Source organism: Lysobacter sp. TAB13 (assembly GCF_052113885.1).
GTDB lineage: Bacteria > Pseudomonadota > Gammaproteobacteria > Xanthomonadales > Xanthomonadaceae > Lysobacter > Lysobacter gummosus.
Genome location: NZ_JBFRDR010000007.1, coordinates 186,536 through 206,837, shown reverse-complemented (window position 1 = coordinate 206,837; position 20,302 = coordinate 186,536). Strand labels below are relative to the sequence as shown.

Annotated in this window: 16 protein-coding genes; 8 read left to right on the top strand and 8 right to left on the bottom strand. The window is 68.7% G+C overall.

Annotated features, from left to right (window positions below; all coding sequences use genetic code 11):
* Nucleotides 1–50: 50 nt before the first annotated feature.
* A complete protein-coding gene (gene pdxR / locus AB4Y92_RS11175; RefSeq protein WP_441819708.1) occupies nucleotides 51–1,514 on the top strand; it encodes a MocR-like pyridoxine biosynthesis transcription factor PdxR in 1,464 nt (487 codons plus the stop codon).
* Between the two features lies 1 nt (nucleotide 1,515).
* On the opposite strand, the gene AB4Y92_RS11170 is transcribed toward pdxR, so the two are convergent.
* Both AB4Y92_RS11170 and AB4Y92_RS11165 read right to left on the bottom strand, forming a co-directional pair.
* Nucleotides 1,516–1,968, bottom strand: coding sequence for a hypothetical protein (locus AB4Y92_RS11170; protein ID WP_441819707.1), 453 nt, complete (start codon nucleotides 1,966–1,968; stop codon nucleotides 1,516–1,518).
* Nucleotides 1,969–2,133: 165 nt separating this feature from the next.
* Nucleotides 2,134–5,256 carry a TonB-dependent receptor domain-containing protein gene (locus AB4Y92_RS11165; RefSeq protein WP_441819706.1) on the bottom strand — a complete coding sequence of 1,041 codons (3,123 nt, stop codon included), beginning with the start codon at nucleotides 5,254–5,256 and terminating at the stop codon, nucleotides 2,134–2,136.
* A gap of 705 nt (nucleotides 5,257–5,961) precedes the next feature.
* Between AB4Y92_RS11165 and rpoH the strand changes: the two genes are divergently transcribed.
* From rpoH to AB4Y92_RS11150, 3 genes are all read left to right on the top strand, one after another.
* On the top strand, nucleotides 5,962–6,840 hold the full coding sequence (rpoH, locus tag AB4Y92_RS11160) for an RNA polymerase sigma factor RpoH (RefSeq protein ID WP_057944828.1): 879 nt from the start codon (nucleotides 5,962–5,964) through the stop codon (nucleotides 6,838–6,840).
* A 236-nt stretch (nucleotides 6,841–7,076) separates the two neighbouring features.
* Nucleotides 7,077–7,544, top strand: coding sequence for a DUF1203 domain-containing protein (locus tag AB4Y92_RS11155; protein WP_441819705.1), 468 nt, complete (start codon nucleotides 7,077–7,079; stop codon nucleotides 7,542–7,544).
* A gap of 192 nt (nucleotides 7,545–7,736) precedes the next feature.
* On the top strand, nucleotides 7,737–8,165 hold the full coding sequence (locus tag AB4Y92_RS11150; protein ID WP_441819704.1) for a hypothetical protein: 429 nt from the start codon (nucleotides 7,737–7,739) through the stop codon (nucleotides 8,163–8,165).
* 78 nt (nucleotides 8,166–8,243) lie between these two features.
* On the opposite strand, the gene AB4Y92_RS11145 is transcribed toward AB4Y92_RS11150, so the two are convergent.
* Both AB4Y92_RS11145 and tal read right to left on the bottom strand, forming a co-directional pair.
* On the bottom strand, nucleotides 8,244–9,533 hold the full coding sequence (locus AB4Y92_RS11145) for an NAD(P)/FAD-dependent oxidoreductase (protein ID WP_441819703.1): 1,290 nt from the start codon (nucleotides 9,531–9,533) through the stop codon (nucleotides 8,244–8,246).
* 10 nt (nucleotides 9,534–9,543) lie between these two features.
* Nucleotides 9,544–10,494, bottom strand: coding sequence for a transaldolase (gene tal, locus AB4Y92_RS11140; protein WP_441819702.1), 951 nt, complete (start codon nucleotides 10,492–10,494; stop codon nucleotides 9,544–9,546).
* A gap of 165 nt (nucleotides 10,495–10,659) precedes the next feature.
* Between tal and AB4Y92_RS11135 the strand changes: the two genes are divergently transcribed.
* Complete coding sequence (locus AB4Y92_RS11135) at nucleotides 10,660–11,484, top strand: NYN domain-containing protein (protein WP_441819701.1); 825 nt, start codon at nucleotides 10,660–10,662, stop codon at nucleotides 11,482–11,484.
* 21 nt (nucleotides 11,485–11,505) lie between these two features.
* Here AB4Y92_RS11135 and AB4Y92_RS11130 read toward each other — a convergent pair whose 3' ends face one another.
* Both AB4Y92_RS11130 and AB4Y92_RS11125 read right to left on the bottom strand, forming a co-directional pair.
* Nucleotides 11,506–12,153 carry a hypothetical protein gene (locus tag AB4Y92_RS11130; protein WP_441819700.1) on the bottom strand — a complete coding sequence of 216 codons (648 nt, stop codon included), beginning with the start codon at nucleotides 12,151–12,153 and terminating at the stop codon, nucleotides 11,506–11,508.
* Nucleotides 12,154–12,250: 97 nt separating this feature from the next.
* Nucleotides 12,251–14,494, bottom strand: a complete 2,244-nt coding sequence (locus AB4Y92_RS11125) for a primosomal protein N' (protein WP_441819699.1) — start codon at nucleotides 14,492–14,494, stop codon at nucleotides 12,251–12,253.
* A gap of 443 nt (nucleotides 14,495–14,937) precedes the next feature.
* Here AB4Y92_RS11125 and AB4Y92_RS11120 point away from each other — a divergent pair, with 443 nt between their 5' ends.
* Nucleotides 14,938–15,954: a hypothetical protein gene (locus AB4Y92_RS11120; protein ID WP_441819698.1), complete on the top strand. Its 1,017-nt coding sequence runs from the start codon at nucleotides 14,938–14,940 to the stop codon at nucleotides 15,952–15,954.
* Nucleotides 15,955–16,013: 59 nt separating this feature from the next.
* Nucleotides 16,014–16,604 (top strand): DUF3106 domain-containing protein, encoded by a 591-nt coding sequence (locus AB4Y92_RS11115; RefSeq protein ID WP_441819697.1) that lies wholly within the window; start codon nucleotides 16,014–16,016, stop codon nucleotides 16,602–16,604.
* A gap of 276 nt (nucleotides 16,605–16,880) precedes the next feature.
* Here the strand turns inward: AB4Y92_RS11115 and AB4Y92_RS11110 are convergent, their stop codons facing one another.
* Nucleotides 16,881–17,207, bottom strand: a complete 327-nt coding sequence (locus AB4Y92_RS11110) for a DUF4286 family protein (RefSeq protein ID WP_441819696.1) — start codon at nucleotides 17,205–17,207, stop codon at nucleotides 16,881–16,883.
* A 5-nt stretch (nucleotides 17,208–17,212) separates the two neighbouring features.
* On the bottom strand, nucleotides 17,213–18,718 hold the full coding sequence (locus AB4Y92_RS11105; protein WP_441819695.1) for a DUF3667 domain-containing protein: 1,506 nt from the start codon (nucleotides 18,716–18,718) through the stop codon (nucleotides 17,213–17,215).
* 124 nt (nucleotides 18,719–18,842) lie between these two features.
* On the opposite strand from AB4Y92_RS11105, the gene AB4Y92_RS11100 reads away from it, so the two are divergent.
* Nucleotides 18,843–20,264, top strand: coding sequence for an MATE family efflux transporter (locus tag AB4Y92_RS11100; RefSeq protein WP_441819694.1), 1,422 nt, complete (start codon nucleotides 18,843–18,845; stop codon nucleotides 20,262–20,264).
* Nucleotides 20,265–20,302 lie beyond the last annotated feature (38 nt).

The following is a 20,302-nucleotide window of genomic DNA, read 5'->3' as shown; positions in this document are numbered from 1 at the left end:
CAGCTTAGGAGTACCCTGGCGCCCTGATTGGGCCAGAGCAGAGAGATTCGATGGAACCAGTTTTCCAGTTCCCGCTGGCCCTGCCCGACCGCGGCCACGGCAACCTGACCCAGGAACTGCACCAGCAGCTGCGCTCGGCGATCCTCGACGGCCGCCTGGTCGCCGGCTCGGCGCTGCCGGCCACGCGTCAGGTCGCCAGCGCCCTGGGCATTGCCCGCAACACCGTGGTCAGCGCCTATGACCTGTTGATCGCCGAGGGCTACGTGACCCCGCGCCCGGGCGCCAAGGCCGTGGTCGCCGACGTCGCCGCGCGCCGCGACCGCCGCGGCCCGCAGCGCCTGGACGCCGGCCTGGAAGACCCGCGCCTGAATCCGTTGTGGCGCACGCCGTTCCTGCGCCCGGACGCGCCGCGGCAACTGCCCGAGCGCTGCTTCCGCCTCGGCATTCCCGATCACCGCCATTTCCCCCACGACATCTGGCGCCGGCTGTCGGCGCAAACCCTGCGCACGTGGTCGAAGACGCGTTTCAGTTATTCGCCGTCGGAAGGCATTGCCGAATTGCGCGACGCCATCGCCCAGCACGTCGCGTTCGCGCGCGCGGTGGCGTGCGTGGCCGACGATGTGATCGTCACCTCCGGCGCGCAGCAGGCCTTCGATCTGCTGGCGCGCCTGCTGGTGACGCCGGGCCAGACCCGGGTCGCGGTCGAGGAACCGGGCTACCCGCCGGTGCGCGCCGCCTTCGCCGCCGCCGGCGCGCGGCTGGTGCCGATGCCGGTCGATGAAGAAGGCCTGTGCGTGGAGCAATTGCCCGAAGACGTGCGGGTGATCAGCGTGACGCCGTCGCATCAGTCGCCGACCGGCGTGGCGCTGTCGATGCGCCGCCGCCGCGCGCTGCTGGATTTCGCCCGCCAGCGCAACGCGATCGTGATCGAGGACGACTACGACGGCGAATTCCGTTTCGGCGGCCGTCCGCTGGATGCGCTGCAGACGCTGGATCGCGATGCGCTGGTGTTCTACGTCGGCACGTTCTCCAAGAGTCTGTTTCCATCGTTGCGCAAGGGCTTCATCGTCGCCCCGGCGTGGTCGCGCGACGCGCTGATCACGGTCAAGCACTGCGCCGATTCGCATTGCGACACCATCACCCAGTCGGTGCTGGCGGCGTTCATCCGCGACGGCCATCTGGCCCGGCACGTGCGGCGCATGCGCGCGATCTACGAGGAACGCCGCGACGCCTTGCTGGAAGGCTTGCGCGGCCCGCTGGCGCCGTGGCTGGAGCCGATTCCGTCCGAAGCCGGCCTGCATCTGGCCGCGCGCATCCGCGATCCCGGGCTGGCGCCGGCGATCCTGTCGCGCCTGCCGCGCTACGCGCCCGGCGCGCAGTCGATCGCCGAATACGCGATGAGCGCGCCCGAGCGCCCGGCGATCACCTTCGGTTACGGCGTGATCGACGCGGACGAAATCCGCATGGCGTTGCGCCGTTACGCGGCGTCGCTGGCGGAATTGGACGCGCGCTGAGTCAGCGCGACGCGATCCGCACCGGAATGAAACGCACCGGTTTCATCCGGCCGAAGTCGGTGCGGCGTTCGCGGCGCACGCGCGCGTTCGGGTCGAGTACGCAGGCGCCGGTGTCGTCGTGCAGGCGCACCACCCAATGCCAGCTGCGATTGACCGGGTCGTAGTTGATCGCGGCGATGCCGTCGCCGTCGCATTCGTCCCAGCCCGAGACCTCGCGTTGCGCGCCGCTGGCCACGCCGAGCAGCTTGAGCATGCGCCGCAGTTGCGAGGCGTCGGTGAGGTAGCCCTCGCGCGCGGTGTGCAGGCCGGCGCCGGTGCGATAGCGATACGGCCTGGGGCCGATGCCGAGCCCGCGCGCCAGGGTCCGCGCCTGCGCATAGCCGATGCCGGCCAGCATCGCCACGCAGGCCAGTCCGCAGCCGCTGCGGTCTTGCTGGAGTTGGCGTTGGATCATGGGGGCGGGGATGAGGGGGCAGGTCGGAGCTTAGCAGTGGCGTGCGTTGCTGGCGTGCCCTCACCCTAGCCCTCTCCCGCACGCGGGAGAGGGAACTCTGTCGTCTAGGTTGTGCTCTGAGCCCCTCTCCCGCTTGCGGGAGAGGGGTTGGGGTGAGGGCGGGCCTCAGTTGAACCGATACGTCACACTGAAGTTATAACGCCGCCCCAGAATGTCGTAAACGCCGATACCCAGCTCGCCCGGCGTGGTGCCCAGCGGCGGGTCCTTGTCCAACAGGTTCTGCACGTTGAAGCGCAGCACCACGTTATCGCCGAAGCGATAGTTGGCGCCGGCGCTGAACAGCCAGTAGGCCGGGGCGCGCAGGATGTCGGAGCTCTCCACGGTGTTCTCGTTGTCGAACACCGACGGACTCAGATAACGGCCCTGCAGGTTCAAGCCGACCGGACCCTTCTGGTAATCCACGCCGAACTGGAACTGCCGCTCGGACATGCCGATCTCGCCGCGATCGTCGTCCACCGACACGCCGGTGGTCGAGCTTTCGAAGCGCTTGACGATCAGCGCATTGGCGCTGAAGTCGAACTGGCCCCAATCGCCGGCGTCCCAGCGATAGGTCAACTCGCCGGTGATGCCCTGGAAGTGGATGAAGTCGCCGTTGCGATAACGCACGCCGATGATGTCGAACTGGCCGTCGGCGCGGCGCTGGACCTGCTGGCAGTAGTAGTTGGCGGTGTTGACGTTGCCGGCGTTGAAGTCGGGATTGTCGTAGCAGGCCGACAGCACGTCGTTAATGCTCTGGGCGAAGATCTGGTCCTTGAGCTTGACCTCGTTGTAGTCCACCGCCATGCGCAGGCCGCGAATGAAGTCGGGCTGCCAGACCACGCCGGCGGTCCACGAATCGGCCGATTCGTTGTCCAGGTTCGGCTCGCCCTGGCGCGCGCCGCGCGCGGTGGACGCGTTCTGCTGGAAGTCCACCGGGTTCAGGCCGTACTGCTGGTAGAACGCCGCGCAGTTGCGCGCGCGCACCGCCGGCGCCGGGCCGCCGGTGACGTTGCGGCGATCGCAGGGATCGGAAGTGCTCTGGAACAGCTCCACCTGCGGCAGGAACAACTCGGTGATCACCGGCGCGCGCAGCGAGCGGGTCTTGTTGCCGCGCACCAGCAGGCCGGGAATCGGCTCCCACTGCAGACCGTAGGTGTAGGCGTTGAAGCCGCCGTTGACGCTGTTATCGACGCGGCGGAACTTGCCGGTGATGTCCAGGCGGTGCAGGCCGGGAATGTCCGCGTCCTCCGACACCAGCGGCAGCAGCGCTTCGGCGTAGTACTCGTTGGTGTGGAACTTGCCGTTGAGCGCCGGAATCGCCACCGAGCGGCCAAGCCCGCGGCGGGTGAAATCGTTCGGGGTGAAGCCGCCTTCCTCGACCCGGTGCTCGTAGCCCACCGCGACGTTGAGCGGGCCGCTCCAAAGATCGACGATGTTGCCGTGCATGAAAGCGCTGAACACCTTCTGCTTCTGTTCGAAATCGGTGACGGCGCGGCCGGTGACGTAGTTGATCGCTTCCTTGGACGGGCGGCCCTGGCCGAACAGATCCAGCGGCACGCAGTTGGGATCGGCGATCGGCTCGGAGTTGGCGCCGGCCGAGGCCAAATAAACTGCATTGCGCGCGCTGGGATCGCACACCAGCTTGCCGCCGACGTTGCGCACGTTGATCGCGTTGATGAAGTTCTGCTGGTTCAACGACACCGACGAGGTGCTGGCCTGCATGCGGCCGTAGTTGGCCGACACTTCCCAGTCGAACTGGCGCGTCCACAGATCGAAATCGCCGCGGGCGCCGACCACGATGCGGTCGATGTCGCTTTCCACGTGATCCGGCGTCAGCCCGAGGTCGGCCGAGGTGCGGGCGAGGCGGAAGGTCGGAATGTTCAACGCCGCCAACTGCTGCCGCGCCTGCGCATTGAGCAGCGGATGATCGGACTTCACCAGCAGCGCGCTGTTGAGGCGGGTGCCGGCGGTGGTGTTGCCGGTGCTGGCGATGTCCACCGGCGGATCGGCCTCGGAGTGGTAATGCATGCCCTCGACGAACAGGCGCACGTTGTCGGCGACGTCGTAGTGCGCGATCACGTTGACCGACTGCCGCTGCAGGCTGGTCAACAGCGCGGTGATGTCGGCGGTGTTGAGCCCTTGTCCGCCCGAGGCGGTGCTGGTGCCGAAGTTGATGCCCGGGTCAAAGGGGACGATGTCGCCGTTCGGCGCGAACTGCAGATAGGTGCGCTTGTTCGGGCCGAAGCCGACCAAGGCGCCGCCGGGAGAGGTGATCGCGCCGCTGGCCGGCAGCAGCAGGCCGCCGAAGGTGTTGGTGAAGGTGCGCGCGTTGCGGATCAGCACGGTGCCGGGGATGCCGTCTTCCGGGCCGGTGTCGAAGGGAATGTTCGGATTGACGCGGCCGTCGTTGCCGGGCGTGCGGCCGGGCTGGTTGGTCGCCATCTGCGTGGCGTTGGGATTGGCCGGGAAGGCGTAGGCGCGGGCGAAATCGGTGCGGTCCGAACGCACCAGGCCTTCGGATTCGTCGTAGGAGCCGCTGACGATCACGTTGCCGCGGCCGTCGGCGAAGTCCGAACCGGCGACGAAGTTGTAGCCCAGGGTCTGGTTGTCGCTCTGATCGCTGATGCCGTAGTTGAAATTGACTTCGGCGCCCTGGAAACGGTCCTTGAGGATGACGTTGACCACGCCGGCGATGGCGTCGGAGCCGTAGGTCGGCGCGCCGCCGATGGCGACGTTCTCGACGCGGTCGATCATCTGCACCGGGATCGCGTTGAGATCGACCTGGGCGCCGGCGGAGAAGCCGAAGTTGGTCAGCGCGCGCGAGGTCACCACGCGGCGGCCGTTGATCAGGGTCAGCGTGCGGTTGCTGCCCAGGCCGAACCGGTTCACGAAGTTGACGCCGCCGGCGAAGCTGCCCTGGCCGCCTTCGGGCGTCTGGCCGACGCCGAAGCCGACGGTCTGGTTGAGCGCGTCGGCGATGTTGGTCACGCCGCGCTCGCGCACGGCGTCGCCGTTGATCACCGTGGCCGGTTCCAGCGAATCGAAGCCGGTGCGCGGAATGCGCGAGGCGGTGACCTGGATGCCTTCCAGTTCGGTGGCGGCGCGTTCGGCCGGCACGGCGGCGGGAGCCGTGGACGTCTGCGCGTCCTGAGGCCCTGCGACCGCGAAGCCCGGCGCCGCCATGGCGAAGGCGATAGCGATGAGTAAGGGACGGCGCCGCAGCGCCCTCCCGTTGGAAGTGGTGGTCATGTCGTTCCCCGTCGTACGCCGGCCCGAGGCGGCCGGCCCGTCCACTACGCGCAGTCCGGGCCCGAGTCGCAACCGGTCGGCGTGCCGGGAAACATTAAAATTTTGTGATGGGCTTCTCTATCTTACTGATTCTGCGAGAACGCCCGGACGGCATAAGCGGTTTTGATGGCTTCGGGCCAGCGATTTGCACGGATCGGGCCGACCGATTCGCAAGTCGTGTCCAGGTATGCGGAAGGTGCGCAGATGCGTTGCCGAGCATTCGTTCGGACCCGCCCGCCGCGGCTTGCTCAGGCGATCGCTCGCGGCCTCGACGGGCGGCACATTGTCCCAGCCGGCCGTGCCACCTGAACGGAGCCCCGGTTTCGGCTGGAACTTTGGCCCACGAGAGGTGGTCTCAGATGGGCTTGCGATGAAACCGGCGGCCGGATGCGGCGCGAATCCGCGTTCAAAGCCACTCGGACGGAAGCGGGCCGTGACCCGGCTGCTCCGTCATCGCTGCATTAACTCATTGTTTTCGCGGAATAATTTTAAATTCATCCGGGCGCAGCAGGATGCACATCGTTGAAGCATCCGGTTCCCGCGGCGCCAACGCGCGAAGACCCCACCCGCCGTCACGAGTTCGCAGTTCCGACGTTCTAATGCCGCAACACAGTGAACTTCCCTTCGCTTTAGCACTCCTATAGGCCGACTGCTAAGATCGCTGCCATGACCCCTATTGCCCAATCCACTGCTCTAGTCGCCAACAACCTGCCTGTGCCCAGCGCGCTCGGTTCGCTGGACGCGTACATCGGCGCCGTGCACCAGATTCCGGTGCTCACCGCCGAAGACGAGCAGGCGCTGGCGCGCCGTTTCCGCGACGGGGAAGACCTCGACGCGGCCCGTGAACTCGTTCACTCGCACCTGCGCTTCGTGGTCCACGTGGCCCGCGGCTACAACGGCTACGGCCTGCAGATCGGCGACCTCATCCAGGAAGGCAACATCGGCCTGATGAAGGCGGTCAAGCGCTTCGACCCGGAACAGGGCGTGCGCCTGGTGTCCTTCGCGGTCCACTGGATCCGCGCCGAGATGCATGAGTTCATCCTCAAGAACTGGCGCATCGTCAAGGTCGCCACGACCAAGGCGCAGCGCAAGCTGTTCTTCAACCTGCGCAAGAGCAAGAAGCGCCTGGGTTGGATGAACGCCGAGGAAGTGAGCCAAGTCGCGAAGGACCTCAACGTTTCCGAGCGCGAAGTGCTGGAAATGGAATCGCGCCTGTCCGGCCGCGACATCGGTTTCGATGCCCCGGCCGACGAGGACGACGACCACGCCCCGCCGTCGCCGGCCGCGTACCTGCGCGCCGCCGAGGAAGACCCCTCGCAGAGCTACGAGCGCGAGGACGAGGAAGACAACCAGCTCGGCCTGCTGCGCGAAGGTCTGGCCGGCCTGGATGCGCGTTCGCGCGACATCATCAAGCGCCGCTGGCTCGATGCCGACAGCAAGATCACGCTGCAGGAACTGGCCGATGAGTACGGCGTCAGCGCCGAGCGCATCCGCCAGATCGAGGCGAACGCGCTGAAGAAGATGCGCGGATTGTTCGCGGCCTAACGAAGCTGCGTACAACGCGATGCGACACGACGGCCCGGGAAACCGGGCCGTTTGTTTTTCTGCGCGCGGATTGATCCGCCCGAGGCGATCGCGCCATCGCGCCGAACCAGCGTTCCCGGCCCATGCCCGGCTCGCCTTCACGGCCGCGCATAAATTCCCCAATCGAGCGCAAGACGCGGATATCGCCGCAACCCGTCCGGTCCTATCGTGCAGGCGAATTTCCATTCGGAGTCGCCATGAACGCCTATCGCATCGACGGCCTCGCGCCGGAACCCTTCGCCCCGCTGTTCGCGCTCGACGACGCCAGCCTGCACGCGCACGGCATGCGCCGGGTCGTCGCCGACAGCCCGACCGGTTATCCGTGCCGGGTTTCGCTGGCCAACGCCGCCCCCGGCGAAACCCTGCTGCTGCTGACCTACGAACATCACACCGACGGCCCGTACCGCGCCAGCGGCCCGATCTACGTGCGCGAAGCCGCGGCGCGCGCGACGCACTTCGAGGACGAACTGCCGCCGATGCTGCGCACCCGCTATCTGTCGCTGCGCGCCTACGACGGCGACGGCTGGATGCTTTCGGCGCGCACGCTGGACGGCACCGAGGCCGATGCCGCGCTGGCCGAGGTGATGGCCGATCCGGCCGTGGCGACGGTGCATGCGCACAACGCGCGCACCGGTTGCTTCCTGTGCGCGATCGCGCGCGCATGAGCCGTTGAGCCGGGCGATTGCGAGTACTGGTCGGGCGATCGAAGCATCGCTCCCCAGCGCGCCACGGCGGCCGCCGTCAACGGCGATCGCCGTCGCGAAGGGAGTACTCAACCGGGCGGCGTCCGGACCGTTGCGCGCGCGTTCGCCCGCGACGGACCGGCGGCCGCGCAATCGCAAACCAACGGAGGGTTTATGCAAGCGAACAAACTGTACGCGCTGGGCGCTTTCCTGTCGGTGTTCGCGCTGTCGCACAGTCAGCCAGCGCGCGCCGGCGACATGAGCAACGCGGTGGTGACCTGCTACGTCGATACCTACGATCTGGACATTCCGCAGCCGCTGTATTGCGAATCGGTGTGGATACCCAACCGCGGCACCAATCCCAGCACCGCCTACTTCGAGGTGACCGGTCTGCAGGCCGGCCGCTACGGATTCGTCTGGCGCAATCTGGAAAACAACCAGGTCATGACCGCCTGCGCCAACCGCAATTACTGCTACATCTCGATCAAGACCGAAACCCGCGGCGACGGCGAGGCCACGCTCGGGGTAACCATCACCGACCTGGACACCGGCGCGACCAAGGACGCGCAGGCCACCGCGCTGTACTGGGACGGCGTGAGTTGAGCGAGCCGCGCTGAGCGGGCATCGCCCGGCGACCGCTCAGGGCGCGATGTCGCGTCCTGGGCGGTCGCATGTCGCCGATCACCGCTTGGGCGTCGCGCCCTGGCCGCTGCCGTCGCTGCCGCCGCCGCCGAAAATGATCCGCGCGTGGCGTTGATAAGTGAAATACGCCCACGACCAGTTGAGCATCACGATCAGGCGGTTGCGAAAGCCGATCAGGAAGAACACGTGCGCGGCCAGCCAGAACGCCCAGGCCAGGAAGCCGGAGAACTTCAGCCCGCGCAGATCCACCACCGCCGCGCGCCGGCCGATCGTCGCCAGATTGCCGTAATCGACATAGCGGAACGGCTCCAGCGTGCGCCCGGCCAGACGCGCGCGGATCGCGCGCGCGACGTAGCTGCCCATCTGCTTGGCGCCGGGCGCGACGCCGGGCACCGGTTGGCCGTTGGCCTGCTGGATGGCGGCCAGATCGCCGGCGACGAAAATCTCCGGATGCCCGGGCACGCTGAGGTCGGGCGCGACCTGCACGCGGCCGGCGCGATCGCGCGGCGCGTCGAGCAGGGCGCCGAGCTTGGACGCGGCCACGCCGGCGGCCCACAGCACCGTGCGCGCGGGTACGAATTCGGCCCCGAGCATGTAGCCCTCGCCATCGATCGAAGCCACCGGCGTGCCGGTGGAGACTTCCACGCCCAGCCGCTGCAACTGCGCGCGCGCTTTCTCCGACAGCGACTCGGGAAAACTCGACAGCACGCGCGGGCCGGCTTCGATCAGGCGCACGCGCGCCTGCGCCGGGTCGATGCGGCGGAATTCGCGGCGCAAGGTCTTGCGCGAAATCTCCGCCAGCGTGCCGGCCAGTTCGACCCCGGTCGGGCCGCCGCCGACCACGGCGAAATGCAGCCACGCCGAACGCTCTTCTTCGCTCTCGGCCGCTTCGGCGCGTTCGAACGCCAGCAACACGCGGCGACGGATGTGCAACGCGTCGTCGAGGGTTTTCAGGCCCGGCGCGTCGTCGGCCCATTCGTCATGGCCGAAGTAGGCATGGGTGGCGCCGCTGGCGAGCAGCAGATAGTCGTAGGCCACCACGTCGCCATCGGCGAGCGAGACGTTGCGCGCGCCGGCGTCGATGCCGGTCACCTCGCCCAGCCGCACTTCCACGTTGGCCTGATTGCGCAGGATGTGGCGCAAGGGCGCGGCGATGTCCGGCGCCGACAATCCGGCGGTGGCGACTTGATACAGCAGGGGTTGGAACAGATGGTGGTTGCGGCGGTCGATCAGGGTGATGCGCACATCGGCCGAGGCCAGCGCGCGCGTCGCCCACAAACCGCCGAACCCGCCGCCTACGATGACGACGTGCTTGCGCGAATCGGTCATCGCCGTGTCCTCAGCCGCGCATGCGTTGCGCAAGCTGATCTTCCAGCTTGCGTTGATCGGCGGCGAAGCGGCGGATGCCGTCGGCGAGCTTGTCGGTGGCCATCGCGTCTTCGTTGTGCTGCCAGCGGAACGCCGCTTCGCTCAGCGCCGCGTCGGGCTTGCCGCGCTGGCCGTCGTCGTTGAGCGCGCGCGGCACGTCGCCGGAGTTGGCTTCCAGTTCGCCGAGCAGTTCCGGCGAGATCGTCAAACGGTCGCAACCGGCCAGCGCCAGCACCTGCCCGGTGTTGCGGAAGCTCGCGCCCATGACCACGGTGCCGTAGCCGTGGCGCTTGTAGTACTGCCAGATGCGGGTGACCGACTGCACGCCCGGATCGTCCTGCGGCGTCGCCGGCTTGGCCATGCCGTTGGCCAGATGCCAGTCGAGGATGCGGCCGACGAAGGGCGAGATCAGGTACACGCCGGCTTCGGCGCAGGCCACCGCCTGGGCGAAGGAGAACAGCAGGGTGAGATTGCAGTGGATGCCTTCGCGCTCGAGTTGCTCGGCGGCGCGGATGCCTTCCCAGGTCGAGGCGACCTTGATCAGCAGGCGCTCGCGGCCGATGCCGGCGCGTTCGTAGAGTTCGACGATGCGATGGGCCTGGGCCAGCGAGGCCTGGGTGTCGAAACTCAGGCGCGCATCGACTTCGGTGGAGACGCGGCCGGGAATCAGCTTGAGGATTTCGCCGCCGATGGCGACCGCCAGGCGCAGGCCGGCGTCGCCGACGCGGGCGGCTTCATCCGCGCCCTGCGCGCCGGCGATGGCGGCGTCGATCAGCGGCGCGTAGGCCGGCAGGCCGGCGGCCTTGAGCAGCAGCGAGGGATTGGTGGTGGCGTCCAGCGGGCGGAAGCGGGCGATGGCTTCGATGTCGCCGGTATCGGCGACCACGGCGGACAGTTCGCGCAGTTGTTCGAGTTGGCTCATGGGGGAGAGTGTCTTGTCGTCGTTGGATTCGCGGCCATTGTCCCGCATCGGGGTTAGCCCGTCATGAAGCCGTCCTATCTTCTGCCACGCGCCGCGCCCGCGGTTGCGCTAGGCTGGCCGCGACAAGGCCGCTCCGAGTCCGGACGGCCGGCACGGAGCGATCGCATGGCCGCCGCCGCAGAAGAAAAACGCATCGCCCTGTTGATCGACGCCGACAACGCGCCGGCGGCGAAGATCGACGTGATCCTGGCCGAGGTGGCGCGCTTCGGCGTGGCCAACGTGCGCCGCGCCTACGGCAACTGGAAGAGCCCCGGGCTCAAGAGCTGGGAAGCGGTGTTGCACGAATACGCGATCCGGCCGATCCAGCAGTTCGCCTACAGCAAGGGCAAGAACGCATCGGACATGGCGATGGTCATCGATGCGATGGATCTGATGTACGCGCGCAACCTCGACGGCTTCGCCATCGTTTCCAGCGATGCCGACTTCACTCCGCTGGTGATGCGGCTGCTGACCGAGGGCGTGAAGGTGTACGGCTTCGGCGAGAAGAAAACGCCCGAGCCCTTCGTCAACGCCTGCTCGAAGTTCACCTACGTCGAAGGCCTGGGCCAGCCGCCCAGCGAAGACGCCGGCGCCGACGAAGCCGCGAGCGCGACCACTCAGCCGCGCAGCGCCAAGGAACTGCGCAGCGACACCCGCCTGGTGCTGATGCTGCGGCGCGCGGTGGAAGCGGTCAGCGGCGACGATGGTTGGTCGCATCTGGGCGCGGTCGGGCATCAGATCGCCAATCAGGCCTCGTTCGATTCGCGCAACTACGGCTATCGCAAGCTCAGCGATCTGATCGAAGCGATCGGCTTGTTCGAGACGCGGCGCGAAAATCAGATCGTGTGGATTCGCGACAAGCCCAAGGGCGGTGCGAAACCCGCGCCGGCCGCGCCGGCACCAGCGGCGCCGGCCGGCGCGAGCAAGCCCACGGTCAAGCCGAAGAGCTAGCGAATCGAAACCCGCGCGAACTCACTCGGCGGTGATGCTTTCCAACTGCTGCGAGAAGAACGCTTCCTTGCCCTGGAAGCGCACGAACTTGATCAGGCCGAAACCCGGCGCGTACCAGAATTCGGCCGAGTGCTCGGCGTCGCCGGCCTTCAGGTGACAGGTGCCGGAGAACGTGCGCGGGGTGAAATCCACCGACAGTTCCAGGTCTTCGAAGCCGATGAAGGTGAAGTCGCTGAAACCCGGATAGTTCAAGTCTTCGACGCTGTCGTCGTTGTGCAGCGTGCGCTTGCCCGCGCCGCGCAGCTTGAACTTGTCGCCGGGCTTGGCCTTGGCGGGGAATTCCGGCGTCTGGGTGTAGCGTTCGGTGATGACCGGCGCTGCGGCGTTGCCGCCGAGCGCGGCGATGCCGTATTGCACGCTGCCGAGCAAGGCGCGTCCGCTGGGATCGTAATAGGTCGAGGTCTTGACGCCGCTGCCGCTGGAGACCAGCGCGATCGCGTCGCGGTCGCCGAAGCGCTCGCGCACGACGCGGATCTTGCTGTCGTCCATTTCATAGGCCGCGCCCGGCTTGAGGCTGAAACAGGCGGCGAAGTCGGCGGCGTGCGCGGCGGGGGCGGCGATCGAGGCGATGGCCAGGCTCAGTGCGGCGCGGATACGGAGAGTCGTCATACAGTCCTTTGAGAGTGAGGCGCGTGTGCGGCGCGCGCTCCATTGAAGACGAAGCAGGCCGCGCTATCCCGCATTGCAACGCTGCGCAAAGCGGGGCTCAGTACAGATCGGCCGGGTCCACATCCAGCGACCAGCGCACCTTGCGCGCTTCCGGCGCGGCGTAGATCGCAGGCAGCGCGGCATCGAGCGCGGCGTGCAGTTCCGGCCGCTGCGGCGCCGACAGGATCAGCTGCGCGCGCAGATAACCGGCGCGTCGCGGCATCGGCGCGGGCACCGGGCCGTTGACCTCCAGCGTGGTGCGCGCGGCGCCCGCGCGCTGCGCGGTGACGGCTTCGAATTCGCGCCGCGCCAGCGCCAGGAAGGCATTGGCCGTTTCGACCTGCTGCGCCTCGGCGCGGATCAGCGCCATGTGCGCGAACGGCGGAAACCCTGCGGCTTCGCGCTGCGCCAGCTCGACTTCGGCGAAGGCCGGATAGCCGCCCGACAGCAATGTGTGCAGCAGTTCGTGTTCGGGGTGATGGGTTTGCAGAATCACTTCGCCGAGTTTGTCCGCGCGGCCGGCGCGGCCGGCGACCTGGATCAGCAATTGCGCGAGTTTTTCGCGGGCGCGGAAGTCGGCGCTGAACAAGCCTTCGTCGATGCCGACCACCGCGACCAGGGTCAGGTTGGGCAGGTCGTGGCCCTTGGCGAGCATCTGAGTGCCGACCAACACGCCCGGCGTGGTGCCGAATTCCTTCAGCAGATTCTCCAGGGCGTCGCGCTTTTGCGTGCTGCCGCGATCGATGCGCAGCACCGGAAACTCCGGGAAGCGCGCCGCCAGCGATTCCTCGATCCGCTCGGTGCCGGCGCCTTGCGATTGCAGCGCCAGGCCGCCGCAATCCGGGCAGGCGTCGGGCGCCGGCCGGCGCGTGCCGCAGTGATGGCATTGCAGACGGCGGCCGCCGGCGTGCACGGTCATCGGCGTGCCCTTGAGCGGGGTGCTGCAGCGCGGGCAGTGCGCGGTCCAGCCGCAGTCGTGGCACAGCAGCACCGGGGCGTAGCCGCGCCGGTTCTTGAACACCAGCACCTGGCCGCCGGCGCGCAGCTCGGCATGGATGCGTTCGATCAGTTCCGGCGACAGCCCGGCCTGCAGCGGCCGCTTGCGCACGTCGAGCACGCGCACCCGCGGCGGCTGCGCCTGACCGGCGCGGCGCTTGAGGTGCAGATGGCCGTAACGCCCGGCCTGGGCGTTGCGCAGCGACTCCAGCGACGGCGTGGCGCTGCCCAGCAGCACCGGCACGTCCAGGGCCTTGGCCCGGACCAGGGCGAAGTCGCGGGCGTGGTAGCGGATGCCGTCGAGCTGCTTGAAGCTGCCGTCGTGTTCTTCGTCGATGACGATCAGGCCGGGCTCGCGCAGCGGCAGGAACACCGCCGAGCGGGTGCCGACCGCGACCCGCGCCTCGCCCCGCGCGAACGCGGCCCAAGTGCGGGCGCGTTCGCCGTCGCTCAGGCCCGAGTGCAGCGCGTGCACCGGCACGCCCAGGCGGGCGCGGAAGCGCGCCAGGGTCTGCGGGGTCAGGCCGATCTCCGGCACCAGGATCAGCGCCTGCTTGCCGCGCGCCAGGCAGTCGGCGATGGCGTGCAGGTAGACCTCGGTCTTGCCGCTGCCGGTGACGCCGTCGAGCAGGAAGCCGGTGAAGCCGCGCGCGGCCAGCAGCGCATCGACCGCGGCCTGCTGTTCGTCGTTGAGCGCCGGCCCGGGGCGCGGCGCCGGGGCGTGATGGACGGCCGGGATGGCGATGCGCTCGGCCTGCTCGCGCTTGGCCAGGGCGCGGGCGGCGCTGCGCCAGTCTTCGAGCAGGTCGTCGAGGCGGTCTTCGTCGAGCGCGCCGTGTTCGGCCAGCAGGTCGGCCAGCCGCCGCGGCTTGCCGGCGCGCAGACCTTCGCGCGCGGTCGCCCCGGCCTCGCTCAGGCGCCAGGCCCAGGCGTGGGTGTCGGGCAGCGGCTCGCCGTGGCGCAGCGGGCCGGGCAGGGCGGTCGCCAGCACCTCGCCGAGCGGAGCGTGGGTGTAGCGGGCCAGCCAGCGCAGCGAGGCCAGCAGCTCGCCGTCCAGCAGCGGCTCCGGGTCGAGCCGGGCGATCGCGGCCTTGAGCGCGGCCGGGTCGGTGTCGTATTCGGGGGCGCCGGTTTCGGCCACCACGCCGACCAGTTCGCGGCGCCCGAACGGCACCTGCACGCGCGCGCCGACCGGGTCGGAACCGGCGTCGCCGGGCGGCGGCAGATAGTCGAACAGGCGCGGCAGCGGCAGCGGCAAAGCGACGCGCCAGACGGTCGGCGGCGGCAGGGGAAGGGCCTCGAACATGGCTTCAGTCTAGCGAGCGGCGCGGACCGGCGGCAGACGAGGCAGTTGCAGGTCATTGCTTCCGTTTATCTGACGAAAGTCACGTAACTAACGGGATCGGAAAGAGAAATCTCCTTATCCACATGGGCTGTGGATAAATCTGTGCATGGCGGGTCGGCAGCGATGCGCGAGAGCGTTGAAATAAGCCCTCGGGTTAGGTTGGTGAAAAAATCGCCAACACGCCAAATGCCTTGCGTATCAAGGCTTTGACCGTGAAACATCGTTGTAATGAAGGCTTGCGTGCCAACGAAATGAGGCCCCATGACGGTTCCATTACTGCTGTGCACAACCGGATTTGGCTGCAAGCCGCGTCCTGCTTCGCGCTGACGCGTCTGTGCGGTTTGTCAAGCGGTTTTCCACGCCCCGCGCATCGCTATGATGCACCGTATGGTGAAGTCGTCCCGATGAGTTCCGCAGCCCCCGCCCCAGGCCCTTCCGCCCCCCGACCGAACGCCCCCGCCGCCCTCTCGGCCTTCCTGCGCGGCGTCGAACGGCGCGGCGCGGTACTGGCCGAATTGCAGGCCGGCGACGCCGCCGCCGGCGATGCCGCGCTGGCCGCGGCGATGACCGGTTTCCGCGCGCTCGCGGCCGAGGCGGCGCTCAGCGAATGGCCCAGCCGGTTCTGGTCGCTGCTGCTGACCCAGCCCGGCCTGCGCCAGCGCACCCCGGTCGCGATCCCGGTCGAGGTCACCGACCGCCTGGCCGAACTGGGCAGCGGGCCGCGCGCGGCGCTGCTGCTGCGGCTGGCCGCCGGGCTCAACGAAAACGAGGCTGCCGCGGTGCTGGGCGTGGCCCCGCCGACCTACCGGCTGGCCCTGCAGCGCGCGCTGCCGCGGCACGCCGACGGCCGCGCCGACCCGCAGGCCTGGCAGCAATTGCGTGAGCAGGTCCACCGCCGGATCAAGACCCTGCCGCCGGAGCGGCTGCAGCGCCTGGCCCAAGCGCGCGAAGCGGCGCTGCAAGGCGTGGCGGTGAGCGCATCGGCGGCGCAACCGCGCGCGGCGGCGACGAAGCGGCCGCGGCCGCGCTGGCTGATGCCGCTGCTGTGGAGTCTGCTGGCGCTGTGCGCCCTGGCCTTCGCCGCGACCTTCTGGTGGCCCGGCGGCTTCGCCGGCCGCTGGCTCGGCGGTCCCGACGGGGTCACGGTCAGCGCGCTGCCCGAGGCCGCGGCGCCGGCCGATCGCTACAGCCGCGAAGCCGGGTTGATCGCCCATCGTGATTTCGAGCTGCTGGCCGATCCGCAGGGCCAGGCCGCCTCGGACGACCTGGAACTGCGCAGCTGGCTGGCCGCGCGCGACGCCGGCACGATTCCGGCGCAGGCCCCGGCGGTGCCGCCGGAGGCCGCACAGCCCGCTCCGGGCACGGCGCCGGCCGCAGGCGAGACCCAAGGCTCGGAAACCGACACTCAGGAGGGCGAGTGATGCCCCGCATCCATTCCGCCCGTTGGCTGCGAACGTGCGCCGTCGCGACAACGCTTGCGTTGGCCGCTTTGCTGCCGGCGCAGGCGTTGCCGCCGGAGCTGAGCGAAACCCTGGCCCGCTTGCCGCCCGCCGCGCAGGCGCGGTTGCAGGCGAACGGCCAGCGCTGGGATTCGTGGAACGAAGACCAGCGCCGCGAGTTCGGCCAGCGCGCCGCGCAATGGGGCGAGCTGAGCGCGCAGCAGCGCGGCGAGCGCCGCGAGCGTTACCTGGCCTGGCAGGCCTTGAGCGCCGACGAACGCGCCCAGGTGCAAGCCGCGGCGGCGCGTTTCGCCGCTTTGCCGGCCGATCAGCAACAGGCGTTGCGCGCGCAGTTCGAGGCGATCGACCGCAGCGAACGCCGTGGCTGGCTGCTGGGCCCCGCGCTCGGCGCCGATTATCCGGCGCTGCAGCCCTTGCTCGCGCAACTGCCCGAAGCCCAGCACGCGGCGATGCTGGCGGCCCTGCGCGGGCTCACCCCGGCGCAGCGCAAGGATCTGGCGGTGCTGGCGCAGCGCACTCAGCCGCAGGATCGCGAGCGATTGCGCGCCGGCCTGCTCGCCGCGCCGCCCGCGCAACGCGCGGCGTGGCTGAGCGACGCCTTGACGCGTTGATCGCGCGGCGGTGACCGCGCTGCAGTGGTACGCGCTGGCGCACAGGGTGACCGCGATCGTCGCGACGAAGATGGCGTAAAGCGGGTGCTTTTGTGGGAGGGGCTTCAGCCCCGATGCTTTTGGCTCAGGTCGCGGTGCGCCTGCACATGGATCGCTGCCGACCTGAGCGAAAAGCATCGGGGCTGAAGCCCCTCCCACAAAAGACCTCGGCAGATCGCGGCGAGGCCGCGGGATCGCTCAGGGGCGCGAACGCGCTTCGAGATCTACTGCTTCGCCTCAGTCCGCCATCGCCCGCAACACCCGCCGCGAAGCGTTGAAGCGGCCGCCGAAACGCGCCATGCCGTCGGCGCGCAGGCGCGGCGCGTGCTCGCGCAGGTAGTCCTCGAGCGCGGCCTGATCGCGCAGGCGGTAGTGCACGCACCACGCGGCGCGGCCGGGTTCGGCCGCAGGTTCCTCCACCGCGTACAGGCGGGCGTCGATGAAGCCCGGCAGCGCGCACAGCTCAAGCATGTGCGGACGCAGCCAGGCCAGATAGTCGTCGGCGATGGCGGCGTCGAGGTCCAGATTGACCTCGTAGATCAGCCCGCCGCCGATGGCGTCCACGCCGCTCACATCCGCACGATCGCGCTGATCGCCAGGAACACCGCGGCCATGCTCATCAGCACGAAGTACAGCGAACCCACCACCGTGTAGCGGATCAGGGTCAGCGGCCAGCCGTTGCCGTACACGCGCTTTTGCATGATCAGCAGATAGATCGGCATCCACGTCCACAGCAGGCCGATGCCCAGGCCGCTGATCCAGCTGAAGCTGCTCCAGTGCGGCGTGATCGCGCCGTTGAGCAGCATAAGCACGAACATCGCCAGCAGCAGCAGGCACAGGTAGACGTGGCTGTACAACGCGATCGCCAGATGTTCCAGATAGCCGCGGCCCGAACCCAGGTAGGCCAGTTTCAGCAGCAGCGCGAACAGCGGCACCATCAGGAACAGCGCGGTCGGCACGGCGCTGATCAGCGCGTGCACGTAACGCCAGGGTTCCTTCGTCAGCCGCTTGATGTTGGCCTCGCCGCGGCCGACCTGCTTGTTGAGCCAGTCGTTGGCGAATTTCGGCCACCAGGTGACGATGAGCGGATTGGTGGCCGCGTTCCAGGCCTTGCCGTTGAACGACAGCGGATCGCCGATGTCGTCGCAATCGGCTTCGCCGTAGCGGTCGAAGTCGGACTTGCGCACGCTCGCGCCTTCGCTGGTCTGCGCGTGTTCGCGCTGCAGCTGGGCGATGCGGCAGCCGGCTTCGGCGTTGATGGTGCGGATCTTGTTGCCGCGCGCGATCGCCATGTCCGACTGCGCTTCCCACTTTGCCGGATCGTTCTGCATCGTCTGGGCGATGCGGGCGTCGCGCGCGCTTTCCACCTCGGCCAGGGTCTTGGCCTGGTTGATGCTGTCGCTTTCCGAAGTGGCCGCCGCGCGCTGGCCTTCGGCCTTCTGCGCGGCGACCTGCGCGCCATCGAGCTGCATTTCCATGCGCAGCGTGTCGATGCGCTTGTCGGCCTGGCGGTTGAGCCCCTGGATCGACTTGTCGATGGCGCCGCGCGCCTCGGCCGGCACCTGGGCGCTGGCGGTCTGCAGTTCCTTGAGCGTGCGCGCGCGCACTTCCTCGACCTCGGCGATGCTGTCGGCATGCCTGATCAAACTCTTGGAGTTGCCCAGGCGGACGGTGCCGTCCTGCAGGTTGGTGATGTTGATGAACTGGTTGGCTTCGTCGATGTGGATCGCGAACTGGGCGACGAAGAAGGTCAGCACCGAAACGATCACGAACAACCGCAGCGGCGCCACATAGCGCACGCGATGGCCGGCGATGTAGTTGCGGGCGACCCGGCCCGGCGAGAGCAGATCGCGCAAGGTGCGGAAAATGCGGCCGTCCAGGTGCCAGAAGGATTCGAACACTTCCTCCAGCGCATGGCCGACGTGGCGGATCGGATTGACCACCGACTGGCCGCACTGGTAGCAGTAATGCCCGTGCAGCGCGGTCTTGCAGTTTTCGCAGTGGGTCAGGTCGTGCTGACCGTCGGCCGCATGGCCGCCGGCGTGGCTGGAGTCTGAAGAAGAAGTTGCGCTCATTGGCGGTCGAGTTAGAGGCTCCCCGGCCTTCACTTTCGAGCGGGTAAGATAGCCGTCCGCCGCGACCCGGCGCCAGCGCCCTAGACCGGATGCGCGGCCGCAGTCGTGCCGTTGGTCCCGCACAATGTCCGCGTCATCGCCTTCCCTCTCCCGCGCCGGCCTGGCCGGCGAGATCCGCACGACCCTGGTCCTGGCCGCGCCGCTGGTCGCCGGCCACGTCTCCACCGGCCTGATCGGCTTCGTCGATAACACCCTGGCCGGCCACCACAGCACCACCACGCTGGCCTCGGTGACGATCGGCACCGCGTTGTGGTGGCTGCCGATGATGGTGCCGATCGGTACCTTGCTGTCGGTGCCGCCGTCGGTGTCGCAACTCGAAGGCGCCGGCCGGCGCGGCGAGATCGGCGCGCTGTTCCGCCAGGCGCTGTGGATGGCGGTGTTGCTGAGCGTGTTTTTATTTGCGTTTCTGACCTTCATCCCGCATGCGCTGGCGGCGATGGGCATCGCCGCGGAGATCATTCCCGGCGCGCGCGACTTCCTCCACGGCATCCGCTGGGGCGTGCCGGCGCTGACGCTGTTCTTCTGCATGCGCTATCTCAGCGAAGGCCTGCACTGGACCTTGCCGACCATGCTGCTCAGCGCCGGCGGCCTGCTGGTGCTGCTGCCGCTGGGCTATGTGCTGACCTTCGGCAAGTTCGGCCTGCCGGAAATGGGCGCCGGCGGTCTGGGCATCGCCTCGGCGGCGATGCTGTGGGTGCAGGCGATCGGTTTCTTCCTGGTGTTGCGCAGCGCCAAACGCTTCGCCGACCTGCGCTTGTTCGAACGTTTCGACAAACCGCATTGGCCGACCATCCGCGGCCTGCTCGCCACCGGCCTGCCGATCGGCGTGACCGTGCTGATGGAAGGCAGTCTGTTCATCGTCACCGCGCTGCTGATCGGGCGCCTGGGCGAGGTGCCGGCGTCGGCGCACCAGATCGCGATCAACCTGTCCGCGCTGTGCTTCATGGTGCCGATGGGGCTGGCCGAGGCGACCACGGTGCGGGTCGGCCACGCGCTGGGCCGGCGCGACTACGCCGGCGTGCGTTACGCCGGGCTGGCCGGGTACGCGATCGTGATCGGCACCCAGCTGGTGTCGGGCATCTTGCTGCTGACCGCCAACGAACTGCTGGTGAGCTTCTACACCGCCGACGCCGCGGTCGCGACCCTGGCCGCGTCGTTGCTGCTGTATTCGGCGATGTTCCAGTTCCCCGACGGCATCCAGGTGCTCTCGGCCGGCGCCCTGCGCGGGCTCAAGGACACCCGGGTGCCGATGGTCCTGGCGGCGCTGGCCTACTGGGGCGTGGGCATGCCGGTGGGCGCCTACCTCGGTCTGGGCCTCAACTGGGGCCCGAAGGGCATGTGGATCGGCCTGATCGCCGGCCTGACCGTGGCCTCGGTGCTGCTGTGCGCGCGGTTCATCCGCTCCAGCCAGCCCGACCGGCTGGCCGCGCGGATGGCCAGCGAGTCCCCGCACGAGGTCGATCCGCACGAAACCGGCTGCACCTGAAAGGCTGGAATGAGGGAAACAAAGGCAATGGAGAATGG